At 58.9% G+C, this 20467-nt stretch carries 19 protein-coding genes; 4 read left to right on the top strand and 15 right to left on the bottom strand.

Going from position 1 to position 20467, the window contains the following annotated elements; all coding sequences use genetic code 11:
• Positions 1-53: 53 nt before the first annotated feature.
• The 7 genes from AC2FJ6_RS08680 to AC2FJ6_RS08710 all read right to left on the bottom strand — a co-directional run bounded on the left by AC2FJ6_RS08680 (position 54) and on the right by AC2FJ6_RS08710 (position 6075).
• The gene (locus tag AC2FJ6_RS08680; protein ID WP_170769513.1) at positions 54-650 is read right to left on the bottom strand and encodes a YceI family protein; all 597 of its coding nucleotides are present in this window, start codon (positions 648-650) and stop codon (positions 54-56) included.
• Positions 647-1861: an MFS transporter gene (locus AC2FJ6_RS08685; RefSeq protein WP_170769514.1), complete on the bottom strand. Its 1215-nt coding sequence runs from the start codon at positions 1859-1861 to the stop codon at positions 647-649. Before AC2FJ6_RS08685 ends, AC2FJ6_RS08680 begins: the two co-directional genes overlap by 4 nt.
• A gap of 65 nt (positions 1862-1926) precedes the next feature.
• On the bottom strand, positions 1927-2547 hold the full coding sequence (locus tag AC2FJ6_RS08690) for an ImuA family protein (RefSeq protein WP_170769515.1): 621 nt from the start codon (positions 2545-2547) through the stop codon (positions 1927-1929).
• A gap of 48 nt (positions 2548-2595) precedes the next feature.
• Positions 2596-3177, bottom strand: a complete 582-nt coding sequence (locus AC2FJ6_RS08695) for a retropepsin-like aspartic protease family protein (RefSeq protein ID WP_170769516.1) — start codon at positions 3175-3177, stop codon at positions 2596-2598.
• A 41-nt stretch (positions 3178-3218) separates the two neighbouring features.
• The gene (locus AC2FJ6_RS08700) at positions 3219-3839 is read right to left on the bottom strand and encodes a MarC family protein (protein ID WP_496668827.1); all 621 of its coding nucleotides are present in this window, start codon (positions 3837-3839) and stop codon (positions 3219-3221) included.
• Positions 3836-4228 carry an ACT domain-containing protein gene (locus AC2FJ6_RS08705; protein WP_170769518.1) on the bottom strand — a complete coding sequence of 131 codons (393 nt, stop codon included), beginning with the start codon at positions 4226-4228 and terminating at the stop codon, positions 3836-3838. Before AC2FJ6_RS08705 ends, AC2FJ6_RS08700 begins: the two co-directional genes overlap by 4 nt.
• Positions 4225-6075 carry an ABC-F family ATP-binding cassette domain-containing protein gene (locus AC2FJ6_RS08710; RefSeq protein WP_170769519.1) on the bottom strand — a complete coding sequence of 617 codons (1851 nt, stop codon included), beginning with the start codon at positions 6073-6075 and terminating at the stop codon, positions 4225-4227. Before AC2FJ6_RS08710 ends, AC2FJ6_RS08705 begins: the two co-directional genes overlap by 4 nt.
• A gap of 104 nt (positions 6076-6179) precedes the next feature.
• Between AC2FJ6_RS08710 and AC2FJ6_RS08715 the strand changes: the two genes are divergently transcribed.
• Together AC2FJ6_RS08715 and ndk are read left to right on the top strand one after the other, a co-directional pair.
• The gene (locus AC2FJ6_RS08715; protein WP_496668829.1) at positions 6180-7382 is read left to right on the top strand and encodes a Bcr/CflA family efflux MFS transporter; all 1203 of its coding nucleotides are present in this window, start codon (positions 6180-6182) and stop codon (positions 7380-7382) included.
• 102 nt (positions 7383-7484) lie between these two features.
• Positions 7485-7907, top strand: a complete 423-nt coding sequence (gene ndk, locus AC2FJ6_RS08720) for a nucleoside-diphosphate kinase (RefSeq protein ID WP_170352964.1) — start codon at positions 7485-7487, stop codon at positions 7905-7907.
• Positions 7908-7960: 53 nt separating this feature from the next.
• Here ndk and AC2FJ6_RS08725 read toward each other — a convergent pair whose 3' ends face one another.
• Positions 7961-8308 carry a TfoX/Sxy family protein gene (locus AC2FJ6_RS08725; protein ID WP_170769521.1) on the bottom strand — a complete coding sequence of 116 codons (348 nt, stop codon included), beginning with the start codon at positions 8306-8308 and terminating at the stop codon, positions 7961-7963.
• A gap of 213 nt (positions 8309-8521) precedes the next feature.
• Between AC2FJ6_RS08725 and AC2FJ6_RS08730 the strand changes: the two genes are divergently transcribed.
• Both AC2FJ6_RS08730 and AC2FJ6_RS08735 read left to right on the top strand, forming a co-directional pair.
• Positions 8522-10021: a CHAD domain-containing protein gene (locus AC2FJ6_RS08730; RefSeq protein ID WP_170769522.1), complete on the top strand. Its 1500-nt coding sequence runs from the start codon at positions 8522-8524 to the stop codon at positions 10019-10021.
• A 103-nt stretch (positions 10022-10124) separates the two neighbouring features.
• A complete protein-coding gene (locus tag AC2FJ6_RS08735) occupies positions 10125-10592 on the top strand; it encodes a CYTH domain-containing protein (RefSeq protein WP_170769523.1) in 468 nt (155 codons plus the stop codon).
• On the opposite strand, the gene AC2FJ6_RS08740 is transcribed toward AC2FJ6_RS08735, so the two are convergent.
• The 7 genes from AC2FJ6_RS08740 to AC2FJ6_RS08770 all read right to left on the bottom strand — a co-directional run bounded on the left by AC2FJ6_RS08740 (position 10573) and on the right by AC2FJ6_RS08770 (position 20465).
• Positions 10573-11940: a sensor histidine kinase gene (locus tag AC2FJ6_RS08740; RefSeq protein ID WP_170769524.1), complete on the bottom strand. Its 1368-nt coding sequence runs from the start codon at positions 11938-11940 to the stop codon at positions 10573-10575. The genes AC2FJ6_RS08735 and AC2FJ6_RS08740 overlap by 20 nt on opposite strands.
• Positions 11933-12613 (bottom strand): response regulator transcription factor, encoded by a 681-nt coding sequence (locus AC2FJ6_RS08745; RefSeq protein ID WP_170769525.1) that lies wholly within the window; start codon positions 12611-12613, stop codon positions 11933-11935. The genes AC2FJ6_RS08740 and AC2FJ6_RS08745 overlap by 8 nt, the downstream gene beginning before the upstream one ends.
• 182 nt (positions 12614-12795) lie before the next feature.
• Complete coding sequence (locus AC2FJ6_RS08750; RefSeq protein ID WP_170769526.1) at positions 12796-14232, bottom strand: DegQ family serine endoprotease; 1437 nt, start codon at positions 14230-14232, stop codon at positions 12796-12798.
• Positions 14233-14998: 766 nt separating this feature from the next.
• On the bottom strand, positions 14999-15598 hold the full coding sequence (locus AC2FJ6_RS08755; RefSeq protein WP_170784564.1) for a nucleotidyltransferase family protein: 600 nt from the start codon (positions 15596-15598) through the stop codon (positions 14999-15001).
• A gap of 31 nt (positions 15599-15629) precedes the next feature.
• Positions 15630-18047 carry a GcvT family protein gene (locus AC2FJ6_RS08760; RefSeq protein ID WP_170769528.1) on the bottom strand — a complete coding sequence of 806 codons (2418 nt, stop codon included), beginning with the start codon at positions 18045-18047 and terminating at the stop codon, positions 15630-15632.
• Positions 18048-18140: 93 nt separating this feature from the next.
• On the bottom strand, positions 18141-19430 hold the full coding sequence (locus AC2FJ6_RS08765) for an HlyC/CorC family transporter (RefSeq protein ID WP_480549867.1): 1290 nt from the start codon (positions 19428-19430) through the stop codon (positions 18141-18143).
• 81 nt (positions 19431-19511) lie between these two features.
• The gene (locus AC2FJ6_RS08770) at positions 19512-20465 is read right to left on the bottom strand and encodes a site-specific tyrosine recombinase XerD (protein ID WP_170769530.1); all 954 of its coding nucleotides are present in this window, start codon (positions 20463-20465) and stop codon (positions 19512-19514) included.
• Positions 20466-20467: the final 2 nt, after the last annotated feature.

Genomic DNA, 20467 nt, shown 5'->3' on the forward strand with positions numbered 1-20467 from the left:
GCATCCCGCATAGGAATCGCGCAGCTTATCGACTTTGTCGCGTCGTTTTTTTGCTATTGGGTCCGTTGAATCTCTGCCCGGATATCTAGCCCGACCGTATCCTGAACCAGATCTGCAAAACCTGAGGCGCCGAAGTCGTGCCTGTTCAGCTCGCCTGTCAGGCGGATGGACAGGTCATCCAGACTGTCCGCAGCGCTGCCGGGCGCGCGAAACAGGTCGGCCTTCAGTTCGATCGGCATGGTGACTCCGCGCACTGTAAGGTCTCCGTTGATGATGGCCCCGTTCGAGATACGACCGCCCTCACCAAGCTGAACACTGGTTGAGACGAAATGGATGGTTGGATATTCCTTTGCCGCCAGCACGCTCTCGCTGAGCATGGGTTTGCGGGCGAAGGGCAGTTTGGTGCGCGCTTTGGCGACGTTCAGGATCACGTCCACCCGACTGTTGAGAAGATCATTCAGGTCGATCTGTATGTCGGCAGACTCGATTGGCATGGTGCCGGATTGGGAAATGCCGGACAGGTCAAAGGTGAAATCGACGGATGTCTCTTCGGGGACTAGTTGATACGTGCGTGGCGCAGCCAGCGCCGAACTCGCAAGAGTCAGTGCAATCAGGCTGGCCAGGACTGTGCGTCGAGTTAGTTGGGTCATGCCATGACCTCCTGCCTGCGGGGGCGCGATCGTTTCAGCAACATCAGCAGGATTGCGATGTTCAGCCCGTTCCAGAGAATGCCGTTGATAAAGGCCAGTTGATAATTTCCGGTTACGTCGTAAATCCAACCCGACATCCAGCCGCCCAAGGCCATGCCCATGATGGTCATCATCATGACAAAACCTACACGGGCTCCGGCCTCTTGCGGGGGCATGTATTCACGCACGACCAGCGCATAGCTGGGCACGATGCCGCCCTGTGCCAGCCCGAACATGAGGCTGATGATGTAGAGCGAGACCATGCCGTCATAGGGCAGGAACAGGAACAGCGCGATACATTGCAGGATCGACCCGATCAGCAGGGTCATCAGCCCGCCCAGCTTGTCGGCCACCATCCCGGAAATCACGCGGCTGACCACGCCGCCCAGCAACATCAGCGACAGCATCTCGGCTCCGACAGCGGGGCCATAGCCCAGCCCGACGCAGTATGAGACAATATGGACCTGCGGCATCGACATCGCGACGCAGCACCCGATCCCGGCCAGACCCAGTATGTATTGCAACGCGCGTGGTGAGATCCCGACGCTGCTGGCCTTGATTCTGGCGCTGGCGGCTGCGGTCTGATGCGCTTCGGCCGGAACCTGACGGCGCAGCAACAGGGACAGTGGGATGACGATGGCAGGCGTGATCATGGCAAGCGTCAGATAGACCTGCTGCCAGCCGTCCCGCGCCAAAATGTCCGACAGAAGGGTCGGCCAGATCGCGCCTGACAGGTAATTGCCGCTGGCCACCAGTGCCACGGCAATACCGCGCCGCTTCATGAACCAGTGCGAGATATCGGCGATCAGCGGCCCAAACCCGATGGAGGTGCCCAGCCCCACCAGCAAATGTGCCAGTGACAGGGTGATCATGTTCGGCGCCAGCGTTGCCAGCACATAGCTGACGGTGCTGAGTATGGCGGCCCCGATCAACGCTTTGGTCACACCCAGACGATCGACCAGTTGCCCCAGCCACATGTTTCCCAACGCAAAGCCTACCATGGTCAGAACGTACGGCAGCGAGGCTTCGGCCCGTCCGGCGTCGAACTGTGTCTCAATCGCGGGCATCACCACGATCACCGCCCACATGCCGACATTCGCCACCGTAGCGATGGCAAGCGTGATCGTGAGGCGTAGCCATGAATAGCGGCTGTCGTGGATTGCGTGGCTCATTCCCGGAACGCTAGGGCGCAGGGTGGGGGTTGGCTAGTCACTTCTTTCGTGATCACGTGGTGGTGTCACGCCGATACCTCGTCGGTTGCCGTTCTTTGCAGGTTCAATCCGGCGCGCGGTTTGGTCTGGGTGGCCTGCCATGTGACTGGGGGCAGGGCGCGGGCACGGCGGCGGGTTAGGGTCCAGCGGCGCGCCTCTTGAGTATGGTTCGCGGCCATGTGCCAGCGCGTCTCAACCCCTTGCGCGCCGCCGTCGCCGGGTGTCAGCAACAGCCCCAGTGGGGCCCGTCCCATCGCGCCGCCCTGTTCGGCCGCCAGATGCATCCGCCGCACGGGCGTCAGCCCCGGCGCGCCGGGCAGATCACCGATCACCAGCGGAACGGCCCCGCTGCGCAGTGCCTCTTCCAGACACCACAAGATATCCTCGGCGCGGGTGGGGTGGACAAAGATGAACCGGGCGGGGTCGACAAAGGGCATCATGCCGTCGGGGTTCAGCTGGCCCGGCTCCCACGCGGGGGAAATCCACAGCACGGGGCCTTGCGCCTGACCAGCCAGCCAGACGGCGAAACTGCGCCGGGCAGGGCCGCAGGCTTCGTGCACGCGGCCCAGTTGCAAGGTGATCTGAGGGTGCAGCGCCAGCCCCGGTATATCACGTGCGGGTTTGCGGCCAAGAAGCGTTGTGGACATGCCGACAATCTAACGCGTTCTTATTTTGTTCTCAATCCTGAAATATCTCTAGCGAGACAGGATCATACGCCCGTCCGCGAATTGGATGTTCGAAAACAGATGCAGGTAATCCATCCCTAGCAGCGACTGGTGCAGCTCGCCCTCATTCACCCAGGCTGAGATATTCTGATCGGTGACCGGGCCCAAAGTGACCGTTTCCAGCCGTACAGGCGCGGTGCGTACCTCGCCATTCGCAGTCAGAGCGCGTCCGAAATAATTCAATTGGTTCTGGTCAACGCCGATCCGTTCAGCGTCGCGGGAGCTGAGGACTATCTGGCTGGCACCGGTATCCACTAGGAAAGTGATCGTCTGACCATCGACCTCGACCGGCAGGTAATAATGGCCATCTGCCGAGCGGGGCACTTCGATCGTTTCGCCGGTCACGGTCAACTGCGGCACCGGGCTGACGGTCGAGCGGATATCTTCCCACAGGCCAACGACGGCGATTACGCCGATGAAGATGAATACCCAGGCCATGGCCTGTTGCAACGTCTTGTTCAGCGTCTGCCGGTTTTGCGAGATGAACCACGCGACAACCGCCACGCCCAACAGGCTAAGATACGCCAAACGTGCAATGCTATCCCCATCCATACCGATATCCTAACGGGTTGACCTGACACGTATATGGGGGGTCAGGAGGCAAATCCAAAGGCCTTGAGGCCATCCAGAATGAATTGAACCGACAGCGCCGCCAGCAGCATCCCCAACAAACGGGTCAGCACATTCAACCCGGTCTTGCCGAGGATGCGCGCGATCACGCCGCCTGACAGGAAAAAGATCAGAACTACCGCCATGACGGCCAGCATGACGATACACGCTTCGACAATGCCCAGAACGCCGGGATGCTGCCCCGCCAGCAGGATGATCGTGGCAATCGAGCCCGGCCCCGCGATCAGCGGAATGGCCAGCGGGAACACAGACGGGTCGGGATGTTCCTCTTCCTCGGCCCGGTCCTCGCGCCGTTTGGTGCGGCGGTCGAACAGCATGTCGAGCGCGGTCAGGAACAGCAGCGCGCCGCCTGCGACGCGGAAGGCCTCCATCGAGATTCCGACAAAGCCCAGAACCGCCTCACCAAACGCGGCAAAGGCGATCAGGATGTAAACGGCAGTCAGGCAACTGCGGATCGCCGTTTTGCGGCGTGTCGCGGCGTCCATATCCTGTGTCAGAGCCACGAATATCGGCGTGGTGCCGAACGGGTCGATCACCACGAACAAGGTGGTGAAAGCGGTGATGAAGAAGGCCAGGTCGATCATTCTGCGGCACCGCGCTGAAGTTCTGTCAGGATTGCCACGGCCTTATCGGCCTGATCGCTGGGAACGTAAACGTGGTCATGGTGATACCCCGCGACCATGTTTGCCGGAATGCCGGCTTGTGCAAGTGCGCTTGAGACAGCGGCGGTGAGGCCCACACCTTCCAGCGAGGAATGCACCTGCAGGGTAATGCAGCGCATAGGGACTGCGCCGGTCTGTGCTGCCTCGAAGGGAACGATCAGCGAAAGGCCCTCGGCCTCGATACAGCTGGCCCGTGTGCCCTTTGGCCATTCTGCGTCGGACGGCCAGACAACAAAGGCATATTCACCGGGCTGAAGCGCGGGGCGCATACCGGCAATCATGGCTTTGGTTTCGGTCACGGGGGATGTCATGACGCTTCGGCTTCCTCCAGACGTTCTGCGGCGGCGACCCACAGAGCTTCGGCTTTTTGCATCGCTTCAACCACCTCGGCGAATTTGCGGTTCCAGGTTTCCAGATCGTTGATCCGATCATCTTCATACAAGGCTGGATCAGCCAGTTTGGCAGACAGCTTTTCATGCATATCCGTCAACTTCTCAATCCGGTCCTCGCATTTGCGCAGATCGGCGCGTAGCGCCAGCATTGCATCGCGTGAGGGGCGTTTGGGTTTCGCAACTGCAGGTTTTTCCTTGACCGGCTTGTCGCGGGCCAGCAACAGGGCGCGATAGGCTTCCAAATCGCCCTCGAACGGTTTTACCGTCCCGTCCGAGACCAGCCACAGCCGATCCGCAACCAGCGACAGCAGGTGCATGTCGTGGCTGACCAGCACCACCGCGCCGGAATAGGCGGTCAGCGCCTCGACCAGCGCCTCGCGGCTTTCGATGTCCAGATGGTTGGTCGGTTCATCCAGGATCAGCATATGCGGCGCGTCGATCGTGGCCAGCAGCAGCGACAGGCGTGCTTTCTGGCCGCCCGACAGACGCCCGACCTCTGTATCCGCCTGGTCGGCATTCAGGCCAAACCCGGCCAGACGGGATCGCCACTTGCCCGGTGCCTCATCCGGGCGCAGGCGGCGTAGGTGGTCCAGAGGGGTCTCGTCCACATACAGCTCATCCACCTGATGCTGCGCGAAATAGCCGATGCGCAGCTTAGAGCTGCGGGTCATTTTCCCCGCCATCAGGGGCAGGCGGTCGGACAGCAGTTTCGACAGAGTCGATTTGCCCTGACCGTTCTTGCCCAGCAGGGCGATGCGGTCATCCTGATCAATTCGCAGGTTCAGACGGCGTAGCACTTCGGTGCCGCCATAGCCTGTGATACCGCCCTCAAGGTGAATGATCGGGGGCGACAGCTCCTCGGGCTCAGGGAAAGAGAACGCGCGCAGGGCGGCCTCTTGCGGGGTTGAGACAAGCTGTATGCGCTCGATCATCTTCAGACGCGACTGGGCCTGCACGGCCTTAGTGGCCTTTGCGCGGAAACGGTCCACGAAGCTTTGCAGATGGGCAATGCGGGCCTTGGCCTTGGCGTTCTCCGATTCCGCCTGAGCAATGCGTTCGGCGCGGCGTTCGGCGAATTTGTCGTAAGGCACCGCGTAGTAGGTCAGCTTGCGATCTTCCAGATGCAGGATCGACCCCACCGCGCGGTTCAACAGCCCGCGGTCGTGGCTGATGATGATGACCGTGTGCGGGTATTTGGCCAGATAGCTCTCCAGCCACAGAGCGCCTTCGAGGTCCAGATAGTTGGTCGGTTCGTCCAGCAGCAGCAGGTCGGGCTGCGAAAAAAGCACCGCTGCCAGCGCAACCCGCATCCGCCAACCGCCCGAGAAATCCGAGCAGGGTTTCAGCTGATCCTCATCATCAAACCCCAGGCCCTTCAGGATCGAGGCTGCGCGGGCTTCGGCGGACCAGGCGTCGATATCGGCAAGGCGAGTCTGAATCTCGGCAATGCGCGAGGGATCGGTGGCGCTGTCGGCCTCGGCCATCAGGGAACTGCGCTCGGTATCAGCCGCCAGAACGGTATTGATCAGCGAGACATCGGAGGAGGGCACCTCTTGCGCCACACCGCCGATCCGTGCGCGTTTGGGCAGCACGATATTGCCCGATTCCAACGCCAGTTCGCCTCGGATCAGGCGGAACAGAGTTGTCTTTCCGGTGCCGTTTCGGCCCACAAGACCCACCTTATGCCCATCGGGGATGGTTGCACTGGCCCCGTCGAACAAGGGGCGACCTTCAACGGCGTAATTGATGTCTTCGATCCGTAGCATGGGCCGCTCTTAACAGAGGTATGATGCCGCCGCCAGCGGCTTGGCATGTTCAACGCGGGATCAATGTGATAGCGCTGCCATGTTTGAATGAAGTGGAATGTTTGATGCGGCCTGCGCAGTCCCCTCCGTCCTTGATCACATTGGTTTTGCTGACGGCGCTTTCGGTTCTGTCGCTGAACATGTTCCTGCCATCGCTGCCCAGTATCGGCGCGGCACTGGAGGCGGAATACGGCCTGGTGAACCTGTCGATCGCGGGTTATCTGGCGCTGTCGGCAGTCCTGCAACTGATCATGGGGCCGTTGTCCGACCGGTTCGGACGCAGGCCGGTATTGCTGATCTGTATGGTCATCTTCGTCATTGCCTCGGTCGGTTGTGCGCTGGCGCAGTCGATCTGGGTGTTTCTAGGGTTTCGGATGCTGCAAGGTGCCGTCGTGGCCGGGCAGGTGCTGGCCCGCGCCGCGATACGAGATATGCATCCACCGAATGAGGCCGCGGCAAAGCTGGGTTATGTCTCGATGGCTATGGCGCTAGCACCGATGCTGGGGCCGATGCTGGGCGGTCTGCTCGAGATGCTATTCGGCTGGCGCGCCGGGTTTATTTTGTATCTTCTTCTGGGCGCGGGCCTCTTGGCGTTGATATGGGTCGATCTGGGTGAGACCAACACTAACACAACCGCTACCTTCGCCGCGCAGATGAGGCTCTATCCGCAGCTTTTCAATTCACGTCGGTTTTGGGGCTATTCCTTCTGTGCGGCGTTTTCGATTGGAGGGTTCTATGCGTTTATCACCGGTGCGCCTTTGGTTGCAGCAACGTGGTTCGATCTGAACCCCGCGCTACTAGGGTTGGGGATTGGGATCATCACGCTGGGGTTCATGGCGGGCAGCTATCTGACCGGGCGTCTGGCGGCGCGGGCCCGGCTGAATAATATGATTCTTTTTGGGCGTGTGATTGCCTCGGTTGGGCCACTTGTGGGTCTTGTGGTGTTCGCAGCCGAGGGCGGCAGCGTCTGGACCTTTTTTGGTTCAGCCATTCTGGTGGGGTTCGGCAACGGGCTGACCGTCGCCAATGCCACCGCCGGTCTGATGTCTGTACGTCCGCAATTGGCGGGTAGCGCTGCGGGGCTGTCTGGCGCGATGACTGTGGCGTTGGGGGCCGTGCTGACCATGGCCACCGGGGCCTTGGTTACTGCCGCGAATGCCCCATTTATCGTTCTTGGCATGATGTGCCTCAGCAGTTTCGCAGGACTTCTGTCCATCCTCTATGTTCGGCGGGTCGACCAGTTGGACCCATTGCCGAACACGATCTGAGCGCCGCGCCATATAACACTTTTCTTGGGCCACATACCGTGCTAGGCGGCGCGCGATGGATTTCGGCGCACACCACGCGCCACATTGTAAGGAGAGGCCGATATGGCACTGGAACGCACATTCTCGATCATCAAACCCGATGCAACCCGCCGCAACCTGACTGGCAAGATCAACGCCAAGTTTGAAGACGCAGGCCTGCGCATCGTTGCGCAAAAGCGCATCCACATGACCAAGGAACAAGCCGGTAAGTTCTACGAAGTTCACGCCGAGCGTCCGTTCTATGACGAGCTGTGCGAGTTCATGTCGTCGGCTCCGGTCGTCGTTCAGGTTCTGGAAGGCGAAGGCGCCATTGCCAAGAACCGCGAAGTCATGGGCGCAACCAACCCCGCAGACGCGGCCGCCGGCACCATCCGCGCCGAGTTCGCTGAATCGGTTGGCGAAAACTCGGTCCACGGTTCCGACGCACCTGAGACCGCAGCGGTTGAAATCGCCTACTTCTTCTCGGGCATTGAACTGGTCGGCTAATCTTTAACCACAATAGAATTCAGGGCCGCTCCCGTCACCGGGGGCGGCCTTTTTCATTCGGGTTTGAGGTCCGCAGCCGAGACCCGCACGCCGATCGCATCCAGATCAGCGATGATCTGCATCTCAGGCGCGGTGCTGACACTGGCCTTGATCGCATCGAACCGTTTGCGCAGCGCCTTCTTCTCCTCGCCTTTGCAATCGTTCCATGGACGCCCCTGAAGGCCCATGACCAGCACGTAGTACCCGATGAAATGCGGGCGAGAACCCGACTGCAATAGTTTCGTGTAGGCCGCATCTGGTCCCAATTCCCGCAATCCTTGCGCCGAGTGTATCCCGGCACGAGCACAGGCCTGTTCGAAAGCGGGGCCGAGGTTGCGTATGGATGAGACGGGATCGGACATGTGAAAAGTCTTATGATACGGTGTATCCTCTGTCATCCGAATTTCACCGTGAATGCCTCCCGGTCGTAGTACCTTTGCCTGCAGGACCAAGTTAAGATTTCACGGGCAAATACCGTTATGAGGTCCTTTCGTGCCCAAGACTATGGAAATCGCTAAAAAACAAATGCTTACCTGCAAGATGTACATGCGATCCGGGCGGCTGGAGGGTTTTTGATGGGCAAAGAAAGTTCGGTGTTCTTCTTGTCAGGTCGGTTTGACGAAAAAGCTATCGAAGGGGTGCTCAAGAATCATTGGAACTTGACGATCGGCGAGTCATCAAAACGGCTTTTTCACATCCTAGATTGCCATGACCAATCTCTTGTGTCCAAAGGCAAACTTTTGATTGAAACTGATGGAAAGTTGCATCTGTTTTCCTTTAAGCGACATGTGACGCAACAGGGCAGTGGCGCCGGACAGTTCGTTCAAAATCTACCAAACGGCGCGGTCCGGTCAGGATTGGCAAAGTTTCCCACGCTTCGGGCGCTGATTCCGATTGCGTCTGGAACTGTGAAGGAGCGAAAGCTCTCGGTTCTGGACGACTTTCGAAAGACACGTGTTCAAGGCCAGGTGGTTGATCTTGTTTCGGATCATGGACGTGCGACGATTGTGGTTTTGTGCCAAGTGAACGGGCCATCTTCAAGTTTCAAAAATATCCGTAAGTCGATCGAAAAAAACAAAGATATACGAAACGCAACTGGGGTTTTCACTGCGCTGTCTCCGGACACGCCGCGTTATCTGGCCAAACCCGATATCCCCCTCGCTCGAGCAGAACCCACTGTAGATGTGGCGACCAAGATTATTGGGACCTATCTGGCGGTGGCGCGCCAAAACGAAAATGGTGTGATCGCAGATTACGATACCGAGTTCCTGCATGACTACCGTGTCTCACTCCGGCGCATCCGTTCGGTACTCAGCCTGTTCAAAGGAGTTTTTTCACCTCATCAGACGATGGGTTTGAAGAGAACGTTTTCCGATCTTATGGCCCCGACCAACCGGTTGCGCGACCTTGATGTCTATCTACTTGAGAAAAATAACTATTACAGCATGATACCGGAAAACCTTCATGTTGGTGCTGAGATCATGTTTGCACAGTTTGAGGCAGAGCGTAAAAGGTCATGGAAAGTTCTATCTCAGAAATTCAGAAGTGTGTCCTATAACCGGTGTATGTTGGAACTGAGCAGACAAATCACCGATCCAAAGAGTGTACAGACCGGCCCGAACGCAGATATTGCCGCTTATGACTTCGCCCGCACTATGATCTGGAAACGCTATTGCAAACTGTGCAGATTGGCGCGTCGGATTACGTCGAATTCGCCCGATGCCTTGGTCCACGACCTGAGGATCGAAGGGAAGAAACTCCGTTATTTGATGGAGTTCTTTGGTCCTTTGTTTAACCAAAAATCGTTAACAACTATTCTTAAGCCGCTGAAAAAAATGCAAGATAACCTAGGTCGATTCAACGACTTCTCGGTTCAGCAACAATCGTTGCTGGAGTTGGTAGATCGGCAGGTTGAAACCGAAAAGCCCGAAATCGCCCAGCTCGCTCTTTCCGCAGGCGGGCTGATCACTGTACTAAAACAACGCCAAGAGGCAGAACGCCAGCGTGTGATCGCGCATCTTCGTGGTTTGGACAGCCCCGAGATCAAACATCAGTACCGGAGGCTGTTCCACTGACAGCCTGCCAGCCCCGTTGGTTCGGTGGCAAAGCCTTTTCTCATATGAGATAGTTACTAGTGATGGGGTTGGCCATTGTTGATAGCAATGTAGGTTCATAGGCATGGGCACTGAAATCGAACGGAAATTCCTGGTTTCTGCGGTTCCAGACTTGCAGCATCTGGACCGGGCCGTGATCCGCCAGGGCTATTTGACTGCGCCTGAGGATTCCACTGAACTGCGGTTGCGGCAAAAGAATGAACGCTATTTCCTGACGCTGAAGGGTTGCGGAGAACTAGTGCGCGTAGAACGCGAAACCGAAATCTCGGGCGAGCAGTTCGAAACCTTCTGGCCCGAGACCACGGAACGGCGGGTCGAGAAGGAACGTTACACTGGAACGCTGTCCGATGGGCGCGTTTTTGAGTTGGATGTTTTTCAGGGTGGCCTGACGCCGTTGCACATGGTCGAGGTTGAGTTTGAGACCGAGGCAGACGCCAAATCCTTTGTTCCGCCCGAATGGTTCGGTGCGGAAGTCACAGAGGATAAACGCTATAAGAACAAGACCTTGGCGATCAAAGGTGTGCCAGTTTGATCGTCGCTTTCAGACCGGGAGCCGCGTCCTGCGGCAGGAATTCTCCACCGTGCATATGCGCGATGGCCGATACCAGCGCCAGACCAAGTCCTGCATTGCGTTCGGTCCGGGCTGGATCGAGGGTCACAAAGGGCACTTGAAGGCGTGAAAGATCCTCGGGCGCAACGCCCGGCCCGCGATCGCGGACGCTTAGGTGTGCCTCCTTACCATCATCGGTCAAAGTGATTGTGATTTCAGTATGTTCCGGTGCGTAGCGCAAAGCGTTTTCAAGCAGGTTCGACAGGGCCTGGGACAGCAGGGGTTTATGCCCGCTCAGCGGTGCGGCGGTTCCTTCAATTACCAGACGAATGTTCTCTTCTGCGGCGACGGGATCGTAAAGATCGACCACATCTCGTACCAGTTGTTCAAGTTCAACTGTTTCGAACTGTTCCCGCCCCACGCCGGCTTCGGCGCGGGAAATCTCGGTCAATTGGCCCAGAACGCGCAGTACATGGTCGATCTCGGTTGTTGCGCGGGCTACGTCGATATCGCGGTCTTGATCGGTTTTGGTGGGATCCGATAGCGCTTCGACGCGTTGCTTTAGACGGGACAGTGGGGATCGGAGGTCATGGGCGATTGAGTTAGAGGTGGTGCGCAGGTTGCTGATCAACTCTTCGATCCGGTCCAGCATCGAGTTCAGCGTGCCGGCGACCTGATCGAACTCATCCCCGGTTCCACGCATTGGCATTCGGCGAGACAGATCCCCGGAAACGATATCCTCGGCGGTGTTTGCGATGTCGGACAGGCGGGAAAAGACCAGACGCGTGAACAGCCACCCGGTCAAGATGCTGAGTGCCAAGGCAATGACCAAGACGATCCCAACGGTGCGCAAAAGGACCCGGTCAAACTGCTGTCGCGCCAGCGCGTCTCGCCCGACCAACAGGCGCTCACCGCCGGGTAGACGGATTGAGGCCGCTGAGATGGGTACAAGTTGGTCATTGTCCGCACGGCGCAGTTCCAGATCGACCCAACCGCTGCCAGCCGCGATGTCTGCTGGCCATTGCTTGAGGTTTCCGGCTAGTGTCGCCCCAAAGCGATCTGTCAGCAGGTACATCGCATCCCGCTCGGCGGCGGATGGCAGGCGGCGTTCAATCGCTGTTAGCAGCCCGATCAGCCCGCGTCGTTCATATTCATCCGCCAATCCGGTGAGTTCGGCCGATACGACCGAACGCGTCTCGCCCTCGATGCTTCGATTGGCGGTGACGTAGACCAATGCCAGAACCGTCGCGGTCAACAATGTGCTGAGCACCATGCTGGCCAATATCAGGCGCGTGCGTGAATTATTGAACGACAGCCGTATGTTATCCATCAGATATCATGTAACCCGCACCGCGAACGGTTTCAATCAGCGGCGGCCCACCGCCTTCGTCCAGCTGACGCCGCAGCTTCGAGATATGGACATCGACGACATTCGTATTTGGGTCGAAATGATAGTCCCATACCCCTTCCAGCAACATGGTACGTGACACCACGCGGTTCTTGCGGCGCAGGAAATATTCCAAAATCTGGAATTCGCGCGGGGTCAGTGTAACTTCGTGCCCATCGCGTGTGACCTTGCGGGTCAGCAAATCCATTTCAAGATCGCGGCAGGTCAGGATGGCGCTTTCCTCGGATTCCTGCGGACGCCGCAGGAGTGCTTCAATACGGGCATGTAACTCCTGAAAGGAAAACGGTTTTACCAGGTAATCATCCGCCCCCGAACGCAAACCTTTGACGCGTTCGTCCACCGCGCTCATGGCGGTCAGCATCAGGACCGGTGTCTTCAGCCCCGCGGCCCGCAAGGACCTGATCAGGGACAACCCGTCCAGCCCCGGCAGCATTCGGTCCAGCACAATGGCATCAAACCCGCCATCGGTGGCATGGTATAGCCCCTCGCGGCCATCAGCAGCTTGTTCGACCACGTAGCCTTCTTCGCCAAAACCTTTGGCGATGAAGTCGCGCGTATCTTGGTCATCTTCGACGATCAGCAGACGGCGGCTCATGATCGGACCTCCTTTCCAGCGGGATTTAAACACAAATTTCCGGGTAAGGCACCGGGTTTGATGGGATACGTGCCGGGTGCGTTGCGGCGCACCCGGCAGTCCCGGCAGAGAGCGGACAAGACAAACCGCCGGGGAGGCGCACGCCAGATATTCCCCATCACGTGGCGCGCGCGGGTGTCAGATCAGGCGATTTCCACCGCCACGAAGATCTGGTTTCCGGCCCGGTTGATCAGCACCAGCGCGGGATCGGTCTTTTCGCTGTCCAGCGCGGCTTTCAGCGCGTCGGGCGTGTCCGTCTCCTGGCTGCCCAGTTTGACGATGACATCACCGCGTTGCAGGCCCGCTTTTGCCGCAGGGCTGTCGGGCTTGAGGTCGGTCACGATCACACCGTTGACCGAGTCGGACACACCGATCTCGGAGCGGGTGGTTTCGGTCAGCGGGGCGACGGTCACACCCAGTGCGGTGCCCGAGGTCGCCTCGGCCACCGGGTCTTCAACGTCCAGTGCCGCGCTTTGGTGCTGGCCGATGGTCAGTTCCAGCTGCTGTTCGGTCCCGTCCCGCAGCACCGTCAGGGTGCTTTCGGTGCCAACCTTGGTAGTGCCCACCAGAAGCGGCAGGTCACTGCTGGAGTCCACGGCCTCGTCATTGAAGGTCAGGATGATATCGCCCTGTTGCAAGACGCCTTCGGCGGGGCTGCCATCGACCACATCCGACACCAACGCGCCGGTTGAGGTGTCAATGCCCATGGCTGCGGCAATTTCGGGGCTGACATTCTGGATCGAGACACCCAGCCATCCACGGCTGACCTGACCGTCATCGCGCAGGTCGGCGGCGATATGCTCGACGATGTTCGAGGTTACCGCAAAGCCCAGACCCACAGATCCGCCGCTGGGCGAATAGATAGCCGAGTTCACGCCAACCACTTCGCCGTCCATGTTGAACAGCGGCCCGCCCGAGTTGCCCTTGTTGATCGCCGCATCCGTCTGGATAAACTCGGCATAGGGCCCTTGCGAGATGTTGCGCCCCTTGGCCGAGACAATCCCTGTAGTCACGGTCGAGCTAAGCCCGAACGGGTTGCCGATGGCCACCACGTCCTCGCCTACGCGGATCACGTCGCTGTCACCCAGTTCAACGGCCTGCAATCCGGCGTCGGCGTCAATCTTCAACACGGCGATGTCTGTCAACGGGTCGGTGCCGATGATTTCAGCATCGAATGTGCGGTCGTCATACAGGCGAACGGTGACGGTCGTAGCGTTATCGACGACGTGGTGATTGGTGATGATGTAGCCTGCCTCGTCCAGCACGAAACCGGATCCCAGACCTTGTGCCGGTCCGCGCTGTGGTGTGTTGAAGCCCTCGGGCGTGCCGAAACGTTTGAAGAATTCGCCAAACGGGTGGGCCTCAAAGTCAAAGTTCTGACCCTGTGCCGGTGTCGGCTTTGCCTCTTGTTCCGCGATAATGGTCACAACCGAGGGTGACACGCTCTCAACCAGGTCAGCCAGGGCTTCGTCCGCTTTCGAGGGCAGGGCGGTGGTGGCCAGCAGCGCGGCGCTCAGGGCGCTGACGCCGATCCAGCCGGACGTGCGTGGCATGAGAAGAGAGGATTTACGGATGCTCATTTTGGTCTCCTGTTTTATCGCGCGGTTCCGTTCGCGCGTTAAGTCAGGAGGTGGCGCACCAGTCTGATCTTTTCCTGTGCCAAAGGTTAAGAAATCTTAATTTTGCCATAAAGACACGGTGGTATGACGACCGGTCGGTCATACGACTCGGGTCAACGGAGCGAATCGCGTGGCTCGAATCGTGAGATTGTCCTCTATTGCCGGTCCAATCCTCCAAAAGACGCGAATTGATTCAATTTGATGAACAAATGATCAAGCCAAGGTGGTGTTGGCTTAGGGTTCGACTATTGGTTGTGGAGATGTGTCAAAACATATTGGTCGCGCAGGTATAATCGTAGATTTTCGGTGGGTATACATGTCAAATGTGCATGTTTAACCTGCTATTTTCCTTAAATTTCAATAGCAGAATGCAACCTAAGAGAGAAGTCAATATTCAGAGATGTTGCTGAAAAACCATTCCGATACATCCTAAATGACCCGATCTTTCCAAATTTACGTTGTTTGCCCTCAACCAATCGGTGACGATGATCAGGCCCAAGCGAGGGGAAGCCGACGGCACTAGGGGGTGCCGAAGGTTCGTCACGATCACTGGAAGCGCTGAGCGGCATGTTAACGAGGGGGTCTTGTTTAGGTTCGGCAGCGGATAGCCGAGGTGCCTTATAGGCAGCTTTGGCCGCGCTTTCAGGGTTGATGAAAAGTGGTAGTCCTGTTTTGGGCACCGGCCCGGTCTGCAAAGACCGGGCCGTGTTTGTTTTACGGACCTGCCTTACAAGCTGTGCCGCGCCCGCCATGTCGCCCAATCTTCGGGCGTATCCAAGTCCAGCAGTGCGTTCCGATTGGGCAAGGGGTGAAGATGCACCTTGTCGGAATGCGCGCGCACAACAGTTTGCGCACCTTCATCGCCGGTCAGGCGGCGCAGCTCCGCGAACAGAGATTTGTCAAAAATAACCGGGTGACCGGGTTTTCCATCCTTAGTTGCGCCGCGCCATATCAACTTTTTCGGGTGTTCTGTAACCGAGCTGACCACACTGTTTAAATCCTCGGCCGTGATGTCGGGAAGGTCCGAAAGCAGGACCATTGCGGCTGTTGCTTCGGCCGGCAGATGGGTCATGGCACCCCGTAGGCTGGCATTCATACCTTCGGCGGCGTCCGGGATCTCGACCAGCGTCAGGTCTAGCCCGTCCAGCGCTTGATAGCGCGGATGAGGGAGCGGGGGCAGGGCGACGATCACCGGCCCAACCTGCCGGGCCGTCATGGCTGAGCGGCGCAGAAGAGGAGTATCTCCGACGTTTTGCATCAGCTTATCCGTGCCGCGCATACGGCTGGATTGCCCGGCGGCCAAAAGGATGATCGGGATGAGACTCATTTATTTAAGATGGCCGCGTTCCGCCCCGCTGTCATCCCCGCATTCGCGCGCCATCCGCATCAAAAAGTGGGGTCGAAATCATCCGCGCGCGGCGGCGTTGCCCCAGTATCTCGATCTCGACGTCCTGACCGTCTGTCGCGTGTTCGACGGGCAGGAACCCCATGGCAATCGACTTTTCCGCAAAATGGGAATAGCCGCCCGATGTGCAGAACCCGACCACCTTGCCGTTCAACCAGATCGGCTCATAGGCGTTGACGTCGGCGTCCTCGGCATCGACCTGGAATGCGACAAGCCTTCGGGGGGGGCCGTTTTGCGCTTCACGTTCGACCGCCGCACGCCCTATGAAATCGACGGGTTTTGCGAAGGATATGAACCGATCCAACCCGGTTTCAGCCGGTGTGTAGTCGGGAGAATACTCCCGCATCCATGATCCAAAGAACTTTTCCAGACGTAGGCTCATCATGGCGCGCATGCCGAAGGGTGTCAGGCCCATCGGCTCTCCGGCTTGCCACAGCGTCCACCACAGCTGCCGCTGCGCCATCGGATCACAATAGATCTCGTACCCCAGGTCACCGGTATAGCTGACGCGTTGGACGATGCAGTCGGTCATGCCCACGGTCATGCGGCGCACATCCATGAAGCGCAGCGTCGAGACATCATCGCGGGTGCAGGTGGCCAGAACATCCGCTGCCTTCGGGCCGGCGATCTGGAATCCATTCAGCCGGTCGCTGATATTTTCGATCTGCACGCCGTCTTCGCGATTTTGCAGGAACCACCGCATATGGAACGCCTGCGCCCCGTATGAAGCAGTCAGGCGGAACTCGGTCTCATCCAAGCATGAGACCGTGAAATCCCCGATCAGTTTACCCTTGGGCGACAGCATCGGCGTCAGCGACAGGCGACCCGGTTGAGGGATGCGCCCGGCCATGATCCGGTCCAGCCAAGCCCGCGCATTGGGACCCGTGATGCGGTATTTACCGAAATTGTGGACTTCGTTGATGCCTACGCCATTGCGTACAGCACGAACCTCGCGCCCGGTGGCTTTGAAGGCATCGGACCGGCGGAACGAGGGCGTTTCATAATCTGGTTCATCACCCTGAGCGAAGTAATTGGGGACCTCCAGCCCGTATTGCTGACCCCAGACAGCGCCAAGATCGGTGAAGATGTCATACATCGGGGTGGTTCGATTGGGGCGCGCGGCGGGCAGTTCCTCGTTCGGGTAGGAAACGCTAAAGCGTTTCTGGTAGTTTTCGATCACCTTCGGACGGGTGTAGCCGGGACTGATCCAGTCGCCAAAGCGGGCCACGTCCATAGCAAAGACGTCGCGCTCGGGCTCGCCCTCGATCATCCATTGGGCCAGTGTCAGGCCAACGCCGCCGCCCTGGCTGAACCCGGCCATAACTCCGCAGGCTGACCAATAGTTGCGCAGCCCCGGCACCGGTCCGACCAGAGGGTTCCCGTCAGGCGCAAAGGTAAACGGTCCGTGGATGACCGATTTCACGCCGGCCTCGGCCAGAACGGGGAAGCGGCGATAGGCAAACTCGATACTGTCGGTGATCTTGTCGTAGTCGTCGGGCAGCAGCTCATGCCCGAACTCCCACGGGGTTCCGTCCACGGCCCAGGGCTTGCAGGGTTGTTCGTAAAAGCCGATGCACAGGCCCCGGCCTTCCTGCCGCAGGTAGCTCTCTCCAGCAGGATCCATCACATGCGGATGCTCTCCGCCTGCGTCGATGATGGCCTCGATCTGAGGTACCGCGTCAGTGACCAGATACTGATGCTCCATCGGGTGCAGCGGGAAATAGACCCCTGCCATTGCGCCGACCTCACGCGCCCATAGGCCACCTGCGTTGACCACATGTTCGGCGTGGATGGTGCCCTTGTCTGTCACCACATCCCAAGTGCCGTCGGGGCGCTGGTTGGTCTCGTGCACCATGCAATGGGTTTCGATCGCGGCCCCGCCCATCCGGGCCGCTTTGGCATAGGCGTGGGTGGTGCCAGAGGGGTCAAGATGGCCGTCCAGCGGATCATAGAGCGCACCAAGGATGCCCTCGGTATTGGTGATGGGTGCGATTTTCTTGATCTCGTCAGGGCCAACGATCTCTGTCTCTAGCCCCATGAACCGGTGCTTGGCACGCTCGGCCAACAGCATGTCGAACCGGTCCTGATTGTCGGCCAGCGTTACCCCGCCCACATGGTGCAACCCGCAGGACATGCCGGTGATCCCTTCCAGTTCCTTGTAAAGGCGGATCGTGTAACCCTGCAAAGCGGCCATGTTGGTGTCACCGTTCAGCGTGTGAAACCCGCCCGCCGCGTGCCATGTGGACCCGCTGGTCAGCTCAGAACGTTCCAGCAGCATCACGTCTGACCAACCCAGCTTGGTCAGGTGGTATAGAACCGAACATCCGACAACACCGCCACCAATCACTGCCACCCGCGTTGTCGATTTCATACTCGTGCCTCCGCTTTGTTTCTGGTCAAAGCGTGCAAGGGCAGACCGAGGCTGACTGTTCCGTTTCCGACGCGACATGTCGCACGAGACGTTTTACAGCGGACGGATTTTCAACTCGGTGATGCGGTTACCTTCTCGGGCGGTAACTTCGAACCGGAAACCGTGGAACGAGAATACCTGACCCACGATGGGGATCATCTGCGCCTCGTGGATGACCAGACCAGCCACGGTATTGGCCTCGTCGTCAGGCAGGGTCCATTCCATCGCGCGGTTCACATCCCGGATCGTCATCGCTCCTTCAACAAGGTACTGACCATCTTCGGTTCGGGTGACGGGGACGTCCTCATCAATGTCGAACTCATCGGCGATCTCGCCCACGATCTCCTCAAGAATATCTTCCAGAGTGATCAACCCCCGCAGCGAGCCATATTCGTCCACCACCAACGCAAAATGACTGTGCATCCGCAGGAATTCCCGCATTTGATCGTCCAGAGTGGTGGTTTCCGGCACGAAATACGGATCATTGGCCACCTTCGAGATATCGAAGCTTTCCAGCCGGTTGGCTTCGCTTTCACTGTCGCCGGCATGCGCGTACATGGCGCGGAACAGGTCTTTGGCATGAACGACACCCACGATGTTCTCGGGCTCGTCCCGAAAGACGGGCAGGCGGGTATGAGGGCTTTTCAGACACTGCTGCAAGATTGCCTCGGGCGCGTCGTCGGCGTCGATCATCTCGATATTCGAGCGGTGCAGCATGATTTCCTCGACTGCACGGTCCGCCAGATCCAGCGCGCCCAGAATACGATCGCGGTCTTCCTTTTCGACCACACCTTCGGAATGCCCCAGTTGCAGCGCACCGGCGATTTCCTCGCGCACGGCAAGGATGTTGCTGTCGGGGTCGATCTGAACCCCAAACAGCCGCAGAACACCCCGCACCAAAAGTCGGACGGCGGCCACGACCGGCGAAAAGACGGTCACCACTACGCTGATGATCGGAGCGACCAGCGAAGCAGCTTTCTCGGCATTGGTGATGGCATAGGTCTTGGGCAGTACTTCGGCAAAGATCAGCACCAGCAAGGTCATCACCAGCGTTGCCAGGGCTACGCCGCTTTCACCAAACAGCTTGGTGAACAGCGCCGTTGCCAGCGAGGCCGCGAGGATGTTCACGAGGTTATTGCCCAGCAGGACCGAGCCGATCAGACGTTCATTGTCATCGGTGATATCGAGCGCCTTCTGCGCCCCGCGCGAGCCTTTGTCGGCCTGCGCCCGCAGCTTTCCGCGTGACGAGGCGGTCAATGCTGTTTCGGAACCCGAGAAAAATCCTGACAGGACAAGCAAAAGCAAAATGGCGCCGGTCGTAAACCAGAATGCGCCGTCGATCATAGAAGCAGAGGGTTCCATCGGTCCTTGGTTGTTTGGGTTGTTGTCTTCGTTATGGGGGTGCGACCCCTGCGGATCAAGGGGTTAGCCCGTATCACCGGGGTCTTTCGCCAGCGGGTGATGCTCTAGCACCAACTCAGCAAGGCGTTCGTCCAGCACATGGGTGTAGATTTCCGTCGTGGCGACATCGGCGTGACCCAGCAGTGTCTGGATCGAGCGTAGGTCGGCCCCGTTTGCCAATAGGTGAGTCGCAAAAGCATGGCGCAGTGTGTGGGGCGTCACCTTTTCAGGCGATACGCCACCATGCACAGCGAGGTCTTTAATCAGGTGGAAGAACATGTGCCGGGTCAGATGCCCGGACTTGCCCCGCGACGGGAATAGGTACCGCGAACGCTGCCCGCCTTTTGAGACCGCGTCGTCCTCGGCGGCGTCTCGCGTCTCAAGCCACAACCCCAACGCGTCGCGGGCCGGAGGGGAGAGGGGGACCATCCGTTCCTTGCCGCCTTTACCCAAAACCAGCAGCATTCGGGGATCGCCCCGCGCCGACGAGACCGGAAGTGACACCAGTTCGGTCACGCGCATGCCGGTGGCATAAAGCAGCTCCATCAGGCAGGTGTTGCGGATGCGGTCGGCCTTTGAGCGGCCGGTTTCGCGCGCGGCTTGCAGCAAGCGATCGACCTCGGGTACATCCAGCGTCTTGGGTAGGCGTTTCTGACGACCTGGCCCCTTGATCTGGATTGCCGGATTGGTGTCGCGCCAACCTTCTTCAAACGCGAACCGGTATATCTGCTTGATCGCAGACAAGCGGCGGGCGCGGGTCGACTGGGACAGGCCCTGCGCGTCGCAATCGATCAGGTAGCGCTCGATCAGGTCGCGGTCTGCTTCGATAAACCCCATCTTGCGGCGCTTCAGCCAGGCGGCAAAATCCTTCAGGTCATTGCCATAGGCCAAAAGGGTGTTGTTGGCTGCGCCCAACTCGGCAGCCTGCGCTTCCAGAAAGGTCGAAATCCATATCTCGGCGGAGGCAGGGGCGGCCATGA

The organism is Ruegeria sp. CDSA089, from assembly GCF_059612205.1.